The organism is Marinoscillum sp. (assembly GCF_040222955.1).
GTDB lineage: Bacteria > Bacteroidota > Bacteroidia > Cytophagales > Cyclobacteriaceae > Marinoscillum.
Genome location: NZ_JAVKCA010000025.1, coordinates 37,382 through 54,469 on the forward strand (window position 1 = coordinate 37,382; position 17,088 = coordinate 54,469).

Annotated in this window: 12 protein-coding genes; 8 read left to right on the top strand and 4 right to left on the bottom strand. The window is 48.4% G+C overall.

The window, feature by feature from the left end; genetic code table 11:
* Positions 1 to 28 precede the first annotated feature (28 nt).
* The 5 genes from nirB to RIH33_RS21245 all read left to right on the top strand — a co-directional run bounded on the left by nirB (position 29) and on the right by RIH33_RS21245 (position 6,735).
* Complete coding sequence (gene nirB / locus RIH33_RS21225) at positions 29 to 2,536, top strand: nitrite reductase large subunit NirB (protein ID WP_406651542.1); 2,508 nt, start codon at positions 29 to 31, stop codon at positions 2,534 to 2,536.
* 4 nt (positions 2,537 to 2,540) lie between these two features.
* Positions 2,541 to 2,915 carry a nitrite reductase small subunit NirD gene (gene nirD / locus RIH33_RS21230; protein ID WP_406651543.1) on the top strand — a complete coding sequence of 125 codons (375 nt, stop codon included), beginning with the start codon at positions 2,541 to 2,543 and terminating at the stop codon, positions 2,913 to 2,915.
* A gap of 72 nt (positions 2,916 to 2,987) precedes the next feature.
* Positions 2,988 to 4,778, top strand: a complete 1,791-nt coding sequence (locus tag RIH33_RS21235) for a type IV pili methyl-accepting chemotaxis transducer N-terminal domain-containing protein (protein WP_406651544.1) — start codon at positions 2,988 to 2,990, stop codon at positions 4,776 to 4,778.
* Positions 4,771 to 5,442, top strand: coding sequence for a response regulator (locus RIH33_RS21240; protein ID WP_406651545.1), 672 nt, complete (start codon positions 4,771 to 4,773; stop codon positions 5,440 to 5,442). Before RIH33_RS21235 ends, RIH33_RS21240 begins: the two co-directional genes overlap by 8 nt.
* Before the next feature lie 24 nt (positions 5,443 to 5,466).
* Positions 5,467 to 6,735, top strand: coding sequence for an adenylate/guanylate cyclase domain-containing protein (locus tag RIH33_RS21245; RefSeq protein WP_406651546.1), 1,269 nt, complete (start codon positions 5,467 to 5,469; stop codon positions 6,733 to 6,735).
* A 3-nt stretch (positions 6,736 to 6,738) separates the two neighbouring features.
* Here the strand turns inward: RIH33_RS21245 and RIH33_RS21250 are convergent, their stop codons facing one another.
* Entirely contained in the window at positions 6,739 to 7,965 is a 1,227-nt protein-coding gene (locus tag RIH33_RS21250) for a Pycsar system effector family protein (RefSeq protein WP_406651547.1), read from the bottom strand.
* A 118-nt stretch (positions 7,966 to 8,083) separates the two neighbouring features.
* On the opposite strand from RIH33_RS21250, the gene RIH33_RS21255 reads away from it, so the two are divergent.
* From RIH33_RS21255 to RIH33_RS21265, 3 genes are all read left to right on the top strand, one after another.
* Entirely contained in the window at positions 8,084 to 8,977 is an 894-nt protein-coding gene (locus tag RIH33_RS21255) for an SdiA-regulated domain-containing protein (RefSeq protein ID WP_406651548.1), read from the top strand.
* Positions 8,974 to 12,630, top strand: coding sequence for a metallophosphoesterase (locus tag RIH33_RS21260; protein ID WP_406651549.1), 3,657 nt, complete (start codon positions 8,974 to 8,976; stop codon positions 12,628 to 12,630). Before RIH33_RS21255 ends, RIH33_RS21260 begins: the two co-directional genes overlap by 4 nt.
* A gap of 421 nt (positions 12,631 to 13,051) precedes the next feature.
* Complete coding sequence (locus RIH33_RS21265; RefSeq protein WP_406651550.1) at positions 13,052 to 13,582, top strand: hypothetical protein; 531 nt, start codon at positions 13,052 to 13,054, stop codon at positions 13,580 to 13,582.
* Positions 13,583 to 14,037: 455 nt separating this feature from the next.
* Here the strand turns inward: RIH33_RS21265 and glp are convergent, their stop codons facing one another.
* From glp to moaCB, 3 genes are read right to left on the bottom strand one after another with little or no spacing between them, the layout of a single operon-like run.
* A complete protein-coding gene (gene glp, locus RIH33_RS21270) occupies positions 14,038 to 15,192 on the bottom strand; it encodes a gephyrin-like molybdotransferase Glp (protein WP_406651551.1) in 1,155 nt (384 codons plus the stop codon).
* The gene (gene moaA, locus RIH33_RS21275; RefSeq protein ID WP_406651552.1) at positions 15,192 to 16,166 is read right to left on the bottom strand and encodes a GTP 3',8-cyclase MoaA; all 975 of its coding nucleotides are present in this window, start codon (positions 16,164 to 16,166) and stop codon (positions 15,192 to 15,194) included. The genes glp and moaA overlap by 1 nt, the downstream gene beginning before the upstream one ends.
* A complete protein-coding gene (gene moaCB, locus RIH33_RS21280; protein ID WP_406651553.1) occupies positions 16,166 to 17,065 on the bottom strand; it encodes a bifunctional molybdenum cofactor biosynthesis protein MoaC/MoaB in 900 nt (299 codons plus the stop codon). The genes moaA and moaCB overlap by 1 nt, the downstream gene beginning before the upstream one ends.
* Positions 17,066 to 17,088: the final 23 nt, after the last annotated feature.

Sequence of the window (17,088 nt, forward strand, 5' to 3'; positions counted from 1 at the left end):
TAGTTTTACGTAAAAATAAACTGCGATTATGAAAAAGGTCATCGTCATCGGTAATGGAATGGTTGGTTACAAGTTTTGCGAGAAACTACGTGCCAAAGCCGACCATCAGGAGGTATCACTCCTTGTTTATGGTGAAGAATCTATTCCGGCGTATGACCGGGTGCATCTCAGCGAGTACTTCACCAACCAGTCGGAAGAAAAGCTGCTCATGGCTCCTGCCGGATGGTATGCAGAAAATAACATTACCCTGAAGACAGGCCAGCTGGTGATCGAAATAGACCGGGACCATAAAATGGTTCGCACCCACACCGGGGAAACAGAGGCTTATGACTACCTGATTCTGGCCACAGGCTCACGTCCTATGGTACCGCCCATCAAGGGAGTGGACAAAAAAGGAGTCTTTGTGTACCGAACCATCGAAGACCTGGACCAGATCATCGCTTATGCCAAAAACGTAAAACGTGGCGCTGTACTGGGCGGCGGGCTGCTGGGGCTGGAAGCAGCCAAAGCGCTGATGGACCTTAAGCTGGATGCTCAGGTGGTAGAGTTTGCCTCACGATTGATGCCGAGGCAGCTTGACGAAGCAGGATCCAATATGCTCAAAAGCAAAATCGAATCGCTCGGAATCGAAATCCTCCTCAACAAAAGCACCAGCGAAATCCAGGGCAATGGAAAGCTGGACGGCCTGCTCTTTGCTGACGGCAGCAGACTGGACACCGACATGCTCGTCATTTCCTGTGGAATCATTTCCAGGGATGAACTGGCCGTGCAAGCCGGACTGGAAACAGGAAAGCGCGGTGGCTTTAAGGTCAATAGCCAGCTACAAACCAATGACCCGCACATCTATGCCATCGGGGAGGCTGCTTCTTACAACGAGATGGTCTACGGACTGGTAGCTCCGGGCTACGACATGGCCGACACGGTAGTGGATCAGGTTTTGGGAAGTGGCGAAAAGCAATTCACGGGAGCCGACATGTCCACCAAACTGAAGCTGATCGGCGTGGAAGTGGGGAGTTTCGGGGACGCACTCGGCGAAATAACCGGCAGTGTCCCCATCGTCTTTGAGGACAAAAACACTGGCATTTACAAGCGAATCAACCTTTCACCGGATCGCAAAAAATTACTGGGCGGAATCATGGTAGGCGATACCAGTGCTTACGGAATGCTCCTGCAGATCACCCAAAATGGCATGGCCCTCCCTCCTAACCCCGAAGACCTGATACTGGGTGCGCGAGGTGGAGAATCCGGAGGCAATAGCCTCATGGACCTGCCGGACACTGCCCAGATATGCTCCTGCGAAAATGTGACCAAAGGCGACATTGTGTGTGCCATCAAAGATCAGGAACTCACCGACCTTCAGCAGGTACGCACCTGCACCAAAGCCGGAACAGGCTGTGGGGCATGCTCCCCCATGGTGGGAGATCTATTTACCGCTACCCTCAAGTCCATGGGACAGGTGGTCAGAAAAACCATCTGTGCGCACTTTGATTATACCCGTCAGGAACTTTTTAGTCTGATCAAAGTGAAAGGCATCCAAAGCTTTGATGAACTGCTGGATCAATATGGCAGTGGGGATGGCTGCGAAACCTGCAAACCTGCCGTGGCTTCACTGATGGCGAGTATCTGGAACGACCTTATCCTGAAGCAGGATACCATTCAGGATACCAACGACCGGTTTTTAGCCAACATTCAAAAAGGAGGAAGCTACTCTGTGGTACCGCGAGTGGCCGGTGGAGAAATCACCCCCGACAAGCTCATCGCCATGGGGCAGGTAGCCAAAAAATATGATCTCTATACCAAAATCACTGGTGGTCAGCGCATCGATATGTTCGGTGCCCGTCTCAATGATCTCCCGGCCATCTGGCGCGAGCTGATAGATGCGGGATTTGAAAGTGGTCATGCCTACGGCAAATCCCTGCGGACGGTGAAAAGCTGCGTGGGCTCTACCTGGTGTCGCTACGGACTACATGATTCGGTCTCCTTCGCCATAGAGATCGAAAACAGATACAAGGGATTGCGCTCACCACATAAGCTCAAAGGTGGGGTATCCGGTTGCAGAAGGGAATGCGCTGAAGCTCAAAGCAAGGATTTCGGGCTCATAGCCACAGAAATCGGCTACAACCTGTATGTCTGTGGCAATGGTGGCGCCAACCCCCAGCATGCCAAACTCCTGGCGGGAGATATTGATGAAAAGACGGCCATCAAATACCTGGACAGATTTCTCATGTTTTACATCCGCACGGCGGAGCCACTCAACCGTACTGCGGTCTGGCTCAATAAGCTGGAGGGCGGCATAGACTATCTGCGTGAAGTGGTGGTCAACGACAGCCTCGGCCTGGGTGAAGAACTGGAAAAAGACATGCAGGCCCTCATAGCCTCCTACCATTGTGAATGGAAAGAAGCCATTGAGGACGAAGGAATGAAAGCCCGATTCAGACATTTCTCCAATTCGGATGAATACGACCCTACCCAGCAATTTGTACCCATGCGGGAAATGAAAAAGCCTGCAGAATGGCAAACCGTAACAAAAGACTAATACAATGACAGAAGAAATACTCGAATACAGAACCGTACTCGCTGCCCAGGTGACCACCTGGTACCCGGCATGCAGGGTAGAGGATTTTCCAAAAGACGGGGGCCTTTGTATTTCATATAGAGGCCTGCAAATCGCTGTTTTCAATTTTACCCGCAGAAAGGAATGGTATGCCACCCAGAATTTGTGTCCGCATAAGCACCAGATGATCCTGAGTAGAGGGATGATCGGCTCTGATGGGGATGAACCAAAAGTGGCGTGTCCCTTTCACAAAAAGACCTTTTCACTGAAAACAGGGATTAATCTGAATGGCAATGAATGTGAGCTGGCTACCTATCCTGTCAAAGTGGAAAATGGTACCGTCCTGGTTGGATTTGCGTAATACTACGTATCCAGTCGCGTTTAATCAGGGCAATTACTTACTTTTATGCCCAGACCTGGCACAGGTTGACCCATGGCAAAACCCAGATTTAAACGTTTAGGACTTTTTTACCTCATTGCACTTGGTTGCATTGCACTGAGCATCGTTGTTAGCCAAATTCTCATCCAGACTTCCATCAGCCGACAGCAGGATGACGCCCATGTGATCAATGTGGCTGGTCGCCAGCGGATGCTCAGTCAGAAAATCAGCAAGCTGGCCCTGATCATAGAGCATCAGAAAGGCGAAAGGCACCAAAATACCGTAGCACTGCGTGAAGCACTGGCGCTTTGGAAACAATCGCATGAAGGACTCCAGTTTGGAGATGCCGAACTGGGGCTTTCCGGGGCCAACTCCAAGGTCATCATGGAGATGTTTGAGACCATCTCGCCACACTACGAGGCGATCTACCAGGGTGCACAGGACCTCCTTACCCTGCCCGCTCAGCATGATGACAGCACCGCATCACTCAGAGCCGGCTATGTAGCCACCATTTTGGATCATGAACCCACCTTTCTGGAAGGCATGGACAAAATCGTCTTCCAGTATGACGAGGAAGCCCAGGAAAAAGTGCGTGAGCTCAAAGAAACGGAATATTACCTGCTCATCATTTCTTTGCTCATCATCATTGTAGAACTCATTTTCATTTTCCGTCCGCTGGCCACAAGTGTGCGTGCCACCGTGCTGGACCTCATGGCCTCCGAAGAGTCCTCCAGAAAGATGACCCGGGAACTCTCCAAGCTCTACGAGGAGCTGGGTAAGTCTTATCAGGACCTGGAGGCGGTCAATCTGGAGCCGGAATCACCCTCACTTTACGCCAGCATGAGCGCCCGGGGGGAATTTAGCTACCTGGCTCCCCGCTTCCTTCACATGATGGAATATGAAGAATCCGAGCCACCTAAAACCTTTCAGCAATTGCTGAAAAGTAGCGGGTATAAGGATGATTTCATCAAAGGCCTGATGCAATTGCTTCAGGAAAATAAAAACTGGACCGGAGAAATCAGGCTCATCACCGAGCCGGGAGACTTCTGCTGGGTGGAGACTTTTCTCATACCCATAGCCATCACGGGAGAGATCAAAATGATTTCTCACGACATCACCGAGTTCAAAGAAGCGAAGATTCGTTCGCGTGAGCTCAACAGAGAACGCATCGAAAAATCTGTGAAAGAGCAGCAATACCGCTCTGTGCTCATTCTGGAAGGTCAGGAAGAAGAACGAAAGCGGCTCTCCAGAGAACTGCACGATGGCGTGGGCCAAATGCTATCGGCCATGAAACTCCTCCTCGAATCTTTCGCTCCTTCCTCCAACCCGATGAAAATGCGACTGGAAGATGCCAAAAGCCTGATGAAAAGTATCATTCAGGAGGTGCGCCGTGTTTCGTTCAACCTGACACCAAGCAGCCTCGATGATTTTGGACTGGTGCCGGCCATCAAGAAATTTTGTGATGAGATCAATGCGGTGACCAAAGCGAAGGTGGAGTTCGTGAACGAAACGAGGTTTATCAACCGACTGGAAAGCACCATTGAAACCAACCTTTATCGCATCATCCAGGAAAGCGTAAATAATGCCTTGAAGTACGCCAAAGCCACGCACATCACCGTGCGCTTTTCACATAACATCAACTCACTGAACATTCTGATAGAGGATGACGGGAAAGGATTTGACTATGACCGACTGGGAAGCAGCGGCCATTTTGAAAAAGCCGGACATGGAATTTTTAATATGAAAGAGCGAACTTCCTATATTGGCGGTAGTTTTAACCTCACTACCGAGCTGGGAAAAGGAACCAAAATATTTATCACATTATCCCTAGATAAAAATGATTAGAGTAGCCCTGGCCGATGATCACGAAATAGTGCGTCACGGCATCAAAATGGTATTGGAAGATGACCCTGAGATCCAGGTCATATGGGAGGCGTCGGATGGACAGGAAGCAGTAGAGAAAATGGACTCCAACACTCCCGATGTACTGGTAGTGGACATACGTATGCCACTCATGACCGGCCTGGAAGTAACCCGGCAGCTTAAAAAGAACAATCAGGAGGTGAAAATCATCGTGCTCACCATGCATGATGACTCAGAGTACATCGTAAAAGCACTCGAATACGGTGCAGACGGATACCTCCTGAAAGACACCAACAAGGCTGAGTTTAACAAGGCTGTGCACATGGTGAACAATGGACAGAAATATTTCAGCGGAGACATCTCCACCACCATTGTGGATTTTTACAGAAACGGCGGCCCCCGACCCGGCAACGGACCAGAGCCGAGTGGCTCAAACTCTGAAGACTACCAGCTCACCAAGCGTGAAAGACAAATCCTGAAACTCATTTATGAGGGGGTATCCAACAAGGATGTAGCCGAAACACTTGGCAAAAGTGTCCGTACCATAGAGACACACCGCTTCAACATCATGAAAAAGCTGGAGGTCAACAATATCACTGAACTATTGAAAAAAGTAGAACGCGAAGGGCTGGATAAGATGTTGTAGCCTCAGTATTCTGAGAATCCATTCATGAAAAAACTTCTACCAGGTTACCTCAACACAGAGATTGTTAAATCCGAAATCAAGCGATTAGAGGTCTTTATTGGTTTTTTATTGGCTGCAGTGGCCCTGGCGCTCTTTATGCAGATCCGGCACTTCAACCTGATGCAGGATACTTTTCGCAACCCATTTTCCTTCCCACTTATCTTACTCACCGCAGCGCTGATGATCGTGCTGTTTACCGCCGGCAGGAAATGGGTGCTGAAACTACAGCGAACTGATCGCAGATTACCCAGAACCTATTTTTGGTATACCGTCCTCATGGAAGTCTCCATCCCTGCCCTGTGGCTGGTGGTGGCCTCACTTATAGAGGAGACCTCTACCTTGCTGGATTCTCCCATTATCTTTGTTTTTTTCATCCTCATCATCGTCTCATCCCTCCACCTGGACTTCTGGTTGAGTGCCTGCATGGGGATACTTGTTTCCATCTTCATTGCTTCATACACCTATTGGGTCACCGAGACCTTTCCTGTTAAATTTCACCTTCCGCTGGCCGTTTATTACATCCGATCCTTCATGTTTCTGGTAAGCGGCATCTGTGCCGGACTGGTAGCCAGTGAACTAAGAAAAAGGCTGGCGCTCACCTTTCAGGAAATACAGGCCAAAGAGCAGATAGAAGGACTATTTAGCCAGCAGGTATCCAAGGAGATGGTAGAAGTACTTAAGGAAAAACAGGACTTTACCGCCCGACTGGACGTAACCATTATGTTTCTGGACATCCGGGATTTCACTCAAAAAGTACAGCACCTCACCGCTCAGGAAGTGAATGCTTTTCAAAATAAATTCTTTTCGCCAGTCATAGAGATCATCAATGCCAACAATGGCATTGTGAATCAGATCATGGGTGATGGGCTGATGGCCACATTTGGGGCTCCCCTCAAAGACGCGATCCACTACAAAAGTGCCTGGAATGCCACCCTCAGGATTCTGGATTTCCTCAAAACCTTTCGGGAGCAAAACCCGGAGCACAGCACACTGGACATAGGGATGGGAATGCACTGCGGCGAGGTGTTGGTAGGCAACATCGGCACAGAATCGCGAAAACAACTCTCCATATCCGGTACCCCGGTGATCATAGCCTCGCGCATTGAGCAGCTCAATAAGGAAATGGAAAGTACAGTACTGATGTCGAAAGCCCTGTTTGACCTGCTGGCGGATCACATAGATCAGTATGAAACCAAAGGAATGATCAAAATGAAGGGGTTGGACAAAGAAGTGGAAATTGTGAAAGTCTTTTAAATCCTAATAAGGATAAGGCGCCTTAAAGAACGCTTCTGCCACTCCAAATGCCAACACGGCCACCACAAACCCAAACATAAAAATGGTATAGGAGATCCTCAGTAGCCTGTATTTTTTACCCAGCACCACGCCCAGAAAATAGATATCCCGTATCAGGCTGGTGTAGAGGTAATCAGCATCTTTCATCATTTCCTTCATCCCCCACTCATACTTTTCCATCTCCATTCGATGGAAATTACCAAAAAACAAAAGGTTTGTTCGCTTACTCTGAATGTCCTCCTCTGTGAAAGTACCCTTTGATACGTTGGGCAAAGTAGCGAGAATCGCAAAAACGATGGTGGCAAGACAGACCACGGTCATGAGCATAGCCGGTATGATCAGGTGTGGATATTCTTCCAGCTTTCTGAAAAGTACGGACACGAGTACAGACAGGATGATCGAATTCACCGAAATCATAATATTGGCTTTGGTATCTGCCATTGCACTGAGCTCCAGATGATTTTTGGAAGTCAGCCTGAACATCGTCTCCACCCCGCGTGTCGGGGTGATCTCCTTCGCCTTCTTCACCTTACCTTTCAGTTTTTCCACCTGTGCCTTCAGAGCAGAAACTTCGTCTTCCGTGTTTTTCATCTCCATTAATTTCTCATTCACCTTTTTCAGGTTCTTCTTCACCCTGTCCGTAAATTTCTTTTTGGCATAGCTGGTAAAAAACTCATGCTCGGTGATAAACCGCTGATTGGACATGTACCAGTCGATGTCCGAAATATTCTTGCCATTCAGTCGCTGAAGCTCCTCTTGCAGCAGATCCGCTTTGTCACAGTAATTTTCCTCCGCCAGATGTGCCAGGTCTGCATCGCATAGTATAGCCTGAAGATCATTTTTGGGGTTCTGGGGCATTTTAGTCGCCATGATACAACCCACCACCTGGGCGGCGCGTTCATCATCGTATCCTTTTTCAGCTAAAAAATCCAATGCAATTTCAGCACTTACCTCCTCATGATCCGCAATGGTCCGCTTATAGCCCAGGTCGTGAAACCACGCAGCCAGCTCCACCACCTCCAGCTCCTCCGGGCTTACGCCCGTCTCCCGGGCAATCTCCAGTGCTGCACGCACCACCTCGCGCGTATGGTCCGCTGAGTGGTATTTGATCTCAGGTGCCAGCTCATTGTTGAGGATGTGTTCGGCAAATTGCTGGGCTTCCTTTAGTAGTTCGGATCTTTCTCCGGCCATTTCAAAGTTTATCTAGGTGGCTCAAAATACCACATTTTCTAAATTCCGATTAATTTAAATGTATTTTTATCAGATGTCCAGAAATAACAATTCCCGGGGGTTATTTATTTCATTCTTAATGATTAATCTTTTCCTGTTTCTGACATTTGCTCAATCCGGATGCTCTACCGCTACATTTCGTGAGCAGGCGGACAGTCTCTTTCTGATTACCGACGATGTTTCGGTGTATTACAACCTAAAGATACCTGATGATAAATATTTCCTCCCCTATTCCCTCTCAGAGATTTCGGGAATCACTCACCTCAACGACACTCACCTCCTATGTGTAGAAGATGAAGGCGGAAAAGTTTATGAATATAGCCTGGCCAAAAGAAAGATCACCAACACCATCGCTTTCAGTAATCCCGGAGATTTTGAAGGGATTGAGCTTGTAGGAGACACCATCTATGTACTGGAAAGTGACGGGGATATTTATGAGTTTGCTTACACAAAACACAGCAGTACCCGGGCCACAAAGCACGAGAATAAACTGAGCCGGAAAAATGACACGGAGGGGCTGGGCTATAACCCGTACACCGGCCATCTCACGATTGCCTGCAAGGAAGACGAGGACATAGAAGGCACCAATGCCAAAGGCAAAACCGTGTACCAGTTTGACCTTCGTACCAAAAAACTCTTTCCCAAACCCCTTTTCGAGATCACAGCAACGCTTATGGATGACTTCTTTGAGGCCCACAGGGATTTTGAATACAATAAAGACCGCATCAAATTTGAACCCTCAGGCATTGCGTATAATCCGCTGGACGGCTACTTCTACCTGCTCGCTTCTGTTGGAAAACTACTGGTGGTTTTGGATCAAAACGGCGCCATCAAGGCCACCTACCCCATTGCGCCCAGGGTGCTTAGCCAACCAGAAGGCATTTCCTTTTCTTCCCGTGGGGATTTGTACATCAGCTCCGAGGGTGAGGGGGACAAGGGATACATTATGAAGTTCAGGCCACATAAAAAATGAGAGTACTTTTCTTCCTCCTACTATTTACGGCAGCTACCCTGATCTCGGCACAGGAAGTCTCTGTCTACCTCATCGGAGACGCAGGCGCTCCCACCTCCCCTGACAGCAACCTGGAGTTCTTACAAAAAATCACCAGCGCAGCCAAACCCACGGACGTACTCATTTTTCTGGGTGACAATATTTACCCAGATGGTCTTCCATCCAGAGAAGACCCTGCCCGCAGAGCCATGGAAAACAAGCTCAACGCCTCCCTCAACATCATGAAAGCATTCAAGGGCCGCTCAATTATTCTCCCGGGCAACCATGACTGGTCTGGTGGCGGAAAAGACGGATGGGAAAAATTACTCAACATGCAGCGTTATGTGGATGAATATATGGGCTCGTCAACAGTCTTCCTCCCCAGAGATGCCTGTCCCGGGCCCGTGGAGATCGCACTTACCAATGCCCTCACGCTTTTGATTGTGGATACTCAGTATTTTCTTCATCCCTGGGATAAGCCTGGTCGTGAAGATGGCTGTGAGTCAAAATCCACTGCGGAAGCACTGGAGGAACTGGATGACCTGCTCAAGAAGAATGCGAATAAGCATGTGATAGTAGCCGGACATCATCCCATGTATAGCTATGGTCCTCATGGTGGCCAATACACCTTGAAACAACATATTTTCCCCCTGACAGATGTAAATCGAAAGCTTTGGATTCCGCTGCCAGTTCTGGGCAGTATTTACCCCACCTTCCGGTCCGTATTGGGAAGCCGGCAAGACCTCACCAACCCAAGGTACAAACTGGTGCGAAATACCATGGTAAAATCATTTGCTCAGGTGAAAGACATGGTATATGTCAATGGCCATGAGCATTCGCTTCAGTACATCCATAAGGACTCCGCCCATTACGTCACCAGCGGATCAGGATCCAAATCCTCCAACGTGACGGATGGAGAAGGCACAGTGTTTCATGGCCAGGCACGGGGCTTTGCCCAGCTCACCTATCATCCGGCAGGAGCGGTGGATCTGAAGTTCTTTGATGGCGCGCTGCAGGAAAAGATTTATGACAGTCCCATCTACTCCAAAGCAGTACACCCTGCATCAAAGTGGCTGTTTAATCCAAATTACAGCGACAGCATCGTAGTACGCCCGATCAGCCTCAGGTATGCCATCAAATCCGATGCGCATGAATTTTGGCTGGGAGAAAACTACAGGCAACTCTGGTCTACACCGGTCACCATGCCGGTTTTCAATATTGGGCAGGAACATGGGGGACTGGAAATCCTCAAACTGGGTGGTGGCAATCAAACCAAATCCTTAAGACTGGAAGCAAAGGACGGGCGCCAGTACGTACTCCGATCGCTGGATAAGTACACCACCAAACTCCTCCCCGCTCCGCTCTATGAGACATTGGCAGCGGACATAGTGCAGGATCAGATCTCTGCCGCTAATCCCTTTGGAGTGTTTGCCATACCTACCCTGGCAGAGGCTGCGGGCATCTACCACACCAATCCACAACTGATGTATGTGCCCGACGATCCGAGGTTCGGGGCTTACCAGTCACTATTTGCTAATATGCCGGTGCTCTATGAAGAACGTCCAAACGATGAAGCAGCTTCAGCGGATTATTTTGGAAATGGAGAGAAGATCGAAGGAACACCTGATGTGATTGCCACCATACAAGGTGATAATGATGAAACAATCGATCAGGATTTTGCTCTGCGGAGCAGGCTCTTCGATATGCTGATAGGCGACTGGGACCGACATGAGGATCAATGGCGCTGGGTACGTTTTGACCAACCGGAAAAGGGACACTACTGGCGGCCCATCCCCAGGGACCGTGATCAGGCCTTCTTTGTCAACGAAGGGGTGATCGGCTGGGCGGCCTCCAGGAAATTTGCCCTTCCCAACACTGAGGGGTTTGACGAGAAGATGGATTATCCACCCGGTTTCAATGCCAGTGCGCGGTTTTTTGACCGTACCTTTTTGAATGCGCTTGACTGGTCACAATGGGAGCATCAGATCAACCTCCTGAATACCCGGCTCTCCAATGAAAAGATAGACAGTGCTTTTAACGTTTGGCCAGATACCATCCGGCACCAGGCTGCCGCAGAAACCTCCCGGATACTCAAAGCACGAAGAGACGACATGCGAAGGTATGCCCGGATACATTACTTGTTTCTCTCCCGAGAGGTGGAAGTGGTGGGCACCAACAAACACGAATATTTCCTGGTGGAACGGATGAGTAATGACACCACCCGGGTCACCGTGCATAAGCGAAAAAAGGATGGTGAGCTGCTGCAAGTCATTTACCAGCGCACCTTCCTGAGTAGCGAAACTGAGGAGATCCGACTTTATGGTCTGCAAGGTGAAGATGTATTCGAAATCAAAGGACAAGTGAAAAGCGGCATCCCGATCCGAATCATTGGCGGGGAAGACACCGACGAAATCACCGACCATTCCCGTGTGAAAGGGCTGAAGCACCACACGATCGTTTATGACCTGAAGCAAAACACCCGACTCCACCCGTCGAAAGAAACCAAATCCAGGCTAAGCAACAACATCAACGTCAATGCTTACAACCGTACTGCTTTTGAATATAACAAGCTCATTCCCCTGGCCAGCGTGGAGTTCAATTTTGATGACGGTTTGTTTTTGGGTGGTGGTTTTATCCTGACCAAAGAAGGTTGGCGCAAGGATCCTTTTGCCGCCAGGCACGAACTCAAGGTCAATGGTGCCTTTGAAACAGGAGCCGTTAACATTTACTACAATGGCACTTTGGGTGATATTATTGGTCATTGGGATCTGAACCTTGACTTTACACTTCAGCGGCCGTTTGGGGTCTCCAATTATTTTGGTTTTGGAAATGAATCCAATTATGATTTCAAGGGCCAAGGTGATGCCAGTGGTTTTGAGGATGAAATTGATTTCTACCGGATCAGGTTTGAGCGCTCGCAAACTTATCTTAACCTCACCCACGGTATAGGAGCAAAAGGTCGTTTCCGGATAGGTCCCGAACACCTGTCTTTCGAGTTGGAAGACAAAGCCAATAACAGATTCATACACCAGCCCAATAGCGGAACAGACCCGGAGGCCTTATACCAAAGCCATCAATATGTAGGTGCGAAAACAGAAATAGCCGCGGATACCCGCAACCACCCGGGACTGCCCACGGGCGGTGTATTTGCACAACTTGTTTATGGCCACTATTATGGACTGAATGCACGGTCCCACAATTTCAGTACGCTGAAAGGAGAGTTCATTTTCTATCTGTCCACACGCATCCCATCCAAAGTCACCTTTGCCAACCGGATAGGAGCGCAATACAATGAGGGTGACCTGGAGTTCTTCAATGGGGCGGTTTTGGGCAAAGAAACTCTACGTGGCTACAGAAGAGGCCGGTTTATTGGGGAAGCTTCCTTGTATCATAATTTTGATGTACGGGCCAAACTTTTCAGTTTCAAAACCTATCTGTTTCCCGCGAGTGTGGGTATTCTCGGCTTTCATGATATGGGACGGGTATGGCTGCAGGGGGAGAAGTCTGACACCTGGCACACAAGTAAAGGTTTTGGGCTGTGGCTGGCTCCCCTGAATCAGTTGGTGGTCACTGCGAATATGGCATTTTCTGAGGAAGAGACGTTACCCACAGTCACCTTTGGGTTTCAGTTTTAGGGGATGATCAGAAAACCTATGGGAGAATTGTATTGAAAATGGATGTTGACACTAGTGATCTAACCCTCCGTATAGTCCATTCTAATGGATAAGCTACTTACCCTTCATTTTCTTTGCTTGCCCAAAGAAAACGAAGCAAAAGAAAGGGCACCAACGCAAAAAATCATTTTGACTTGTATAAGCTTAGGTCTTTTTGGAAATTCCCAAGTCAAAATGATTCACACTTGCCTTGGATGCCCCGCCCGCCTTAGCGCCAATACTCTTCTGATTTCCGATTACATCAAGCGGTTCTATATGTGTATTCAGTGCGCCATATAGCCGATAATGGTTTGTTCAGAACTCAAAATCTGCTAGATTTGATAGGGATACGTGGCGGGTAGCCGGTAGTAGTTAACTGGTTTGTGGTAATGTCGAAAAAGAAATGAGCAAGATTAATTTAACTGAGGAAGAAAATGAACTGTATATGCAAGTTCTATCCCTTGATCCCGATGAAGATTATGAATTGAGAATTTCTAAACTAAACTCACAGAAGGAATTGGCAGAATCTTTACTTAATAGAGAGGCCATCCCTGAACAACGAATTAACTACTTTACGAAAAAGGAATTTCAAACCGGAATCTCACGAAAATCTCGGATTGAGGAATTTGAAGCTAAAGTAAACAGTGAATCTGATATATTTAGTCATGGTCATTTCACTAAATATCTCCAGTACTTTATTGAAGGTGCTAACATTGATCCACAGCTCAACCAAACATTAAGAAAAATTGCTGAGAGTAACATGTATGACGATGATAAAGCTGATGAAATTATCAAATATTTAAAGTCAAACTCTGTTATTCCCACTGCAAAACAAGCACGAGATGAATTCGCTGAAGAAATATTTAAGTTCGGGGCTGATATAAACCTTAACAGTTCTTATTGTCATAGGCTTAGAAATAAAATAAGAGGTTAACCCTTCATTTTCTTTGCTTGCCCCTGGCCGCGTAGGCACTTCACGGAGTTGCTCCACACTGACTTTGCTTGATCCGTTTTAGGGCAAAAGAAAGGAGGGGTTTATGAAGCCCCTCCTAATCACCGCCTAACCAATCTACGTCGCGAGTGCGACTGATTGTTCTTAAATATTTTCTAACGTGTTCGTTTTGAATCTACCTCTGAATTATTGATACTATAACGTTATATAAGTCCTTTTCGTTTACTGTTTTCAATCAAAAAATACCGGTAAGTGTTACTTCACTTTATCGAAGGCTTTATTATCGAGCTTTGATTGAAAACCTTTAAAGCAAATTTGAGGGTTTTGAATGATGTAATTGGTCTCATCTCGTTGAGTGACAGTTTTAACTGCATGAACGACCAATATCTGTCGTTAACGAGAATCAAGAAACTTCCCTTCGACTCTTTCCGCACCCTTTAATAGTACCAAACGGAAACTTCAGCTCCCTTATTGTGAGTGCCGGGAGGTAAAAAAACAAGGGCATTACCCATTGCAAAAGAATGTAACATGGAAGAACTCTGCTTATCCAGAATGGATGCGCGCTCCTGCTCTACCTTCGCGCGATAGAAAGTTGGCCTTGTCCCGCGAACTTCAAAATCGTGACCGAGGTTCACTTTCTCCCGGGTTCTGGATGACCTACCCAAAAACTGATGGATAAGAGGAGTCACATAAAGATAGAAGCAGGTCAGCGACGAAGCGGGATTTCCCGGAAGGGCATAAACAAACTGGGTTTCTCTTCGCCCGAAAAACAAGGGCTTACCGGGCTTTTGATTCACTTTATAGAAAATCTCCTCTACGTCGTTTTGGGCGAGTGCTTCCTTTACAAAATCATAATCTCCCACAGAAATGCCACCGCTGATCAGGAGCACATCCACCTCACCGAGTAGATCACCGATGGCTCGGCTGGTTGCTTCAAAATCGTCGGTTACGCTCCTTACTGCAGTGATATCAACCGGCAGCTGCCGCAGGGCCGCCTGAAGTGAACCTCCATTGCTCTCATAGATCTGGCCCTCACCCAACGGCTCACCAGCCTCCACCAACTCATTGCCAGTGACCAGTACACCCACCCGTGGCCTGGCATAAACGGACACACTGGTCATTCCCAAAGTAAGCAGCATGCCCACTGTGGCTGCATTGACGCAATGTCCCGCCTGAAACACCTCCTGTCCCTGCCTGATCTCCTCACCTCGCAACCGCAGGTTAGTGCCTGCAGCGGGTATTTCCGAGAGGGAGAGCACATTGCCCTCCACATTCGTTTTTTCCTGCATGATCACAGCGGTAGTACCTTTCGGCACCCTGGCTCCCGTGAAAATCCGAGCAGCCTGTCCTTGCTCCAGTGTGAGCTCACTTTGACTGCCAGCAGCTACCTCACCGATGATCTGGTAAGTATCAGACGCCCCACACAGGGCATAGCCATCCATAGCGGAGTTGTCAAAAACAGGGATGTCCATTGGTGAAACTATTGCATCAGCCAGGTGTAAACCTACCGCCTCCGATACTTGAACATGTTGCTTCACCCTGACCGGGCGCTGGGCTGTTATATACTCAAAGGCCTCCTCAATACTTACCATCACCCGCCTATTGATATCATAGATCTATTTCCCTCGTAATGCGACTGCTCCATCACCTCCATCCCATCCCGGGAAAACTTCTTCCCCTTGATCGCCTCAAGGATGAGCGGTTTCAAAGCCGCCTGGGCACGATATGGGGTTAGCAGGTCAGTTTCTGCTGTCGCAAAAAGGCAATTCTTCATCTTGCCATCAGCCGTCAGGCGGATACGGTTACACCCCTCACAAAAGGGCTTGGTGATGGTGCTCACCACCCCAAAAGACCCCTGAAAGCCCGGCACCTGATAGTTGGAGGACGTGCTATGCGCCGGATCTTGTTGCTTTTGTGGCTCGCCAAAATGATGGCCAACCTCTTTCAGGATTTCATCTTCGCTCACACCCTTGCTCCAGTCCCATTGATTGCCTTTAAAAGGCATAAATTCTATGAACTTAACATTGATGTTTTTGTCGCGGGTGAGGCCCACAAAGTCCTTGATCTCCGCGTCATTCACTCCTTTGATCAGTACAATGTTTAGTTTGATCTGAAACCCGCGCTTCAGAGCTGCTTCAATATTGGCCATGATGCGGGGAAAATAATCACGCTTGGTCATATAAAGTGCCTTGGCCTGGTCCAGGGAATCCAGGCTGATGTTGATCTTTCGGAGCCCTATTTTCTCAAACAGGTCAAAATACTTATCGAGTAAAATCCCATTGGTCGTCAGCTTCAGCGTCACCGGTAGCTTTGAGAGCTCCTCTATAAGGTAAGCAAAGTTCTTACGCACCAGCGGCTCCCCGCCTGTGAGTCTGATGGTGTCTACCCCCAGTTTTGTAAACTCCCTGGCGATGGCGATGATCTCCTCCAAAGACATCAGGTGTTCCTTCTCTGTGAGCTCAATGCCCTCTTCCGGCATGCAATAGAAGCAGCGCAGGTTGCACCGGTCTGTCACAGAGATGCGCAGGTAATTGTGCGTTCGTCCAAAAGTATCAGTGATGTTCATCAGTCGTGTCCCCCTCCTTTCAATACATGGAATATATGAAACAACCCTGGAAATACAGCATCCATAGCCTCCGTAGCTCCCGCCGTGGAACCGGGTACCGCTAATATGACCTGTCCTTTTCTGATGCCGGCCATGGATCTGGAGAGCATGGCGAACGGCATGCGCTCCTGACCATACCTTCTCATCGTTTCCTCCACGCCATGGAGGCGTGTCTCCAGCAGCGGAGCGATGGTGTCGGGTGTGTGGTCTCTGGGACCAGCCCCGGTACCCCCGGTAAATAGGAGCAAACCAGCTTCATTCGCCTCTAAGATCCCCCGGATCTGATCGGGCTCATCAGGAATCACCCTGTAGGCTATTTCTGTCAGGCCAAAGCCCTTAAGTTTATCGCAGATCGCTTTGCCGGCCCGGTCCTCCTTTTCACCGGCGGAAATGGAATCCGAGCAGACAATCACCTGTGCAGTGACTCCTTTGGTATTTGGAGGATTGGAGGATTTCCCTCCTTTTTTGGATATTAGCTTGATGTGATGGATCTCCACTCCTTTATCCACCGGCTTCAGCATGTCATACATATTCAGCGCCACTATGCTCGCACCGTGCATGGCCTCCACCTCCACTCCTGTTTTGTAGATGGTCTTGACGGTCATCAGTATTTTGATTTCCAATCCGGAAATTTCGTACTCAATACCAGTAAACTCTATGGGCAAAGGATGGCAATCGGGGAGCAGATCTGGTGTTTTTTTCACTCCAAGTAGCCCGGCGGCCTTAGACATTTCAAATACATTTCCTTTTGGGATGGCCCCCTCGCGGATCATCCGGATGGTCTCTTCAGTGCTCACCTTCACGATGGCCTGTGCCGTGGCAACTCTAAGTGTATTTGATTTATGTGTAATATCTACCATATCTATTTTTAGATCGAACAGGA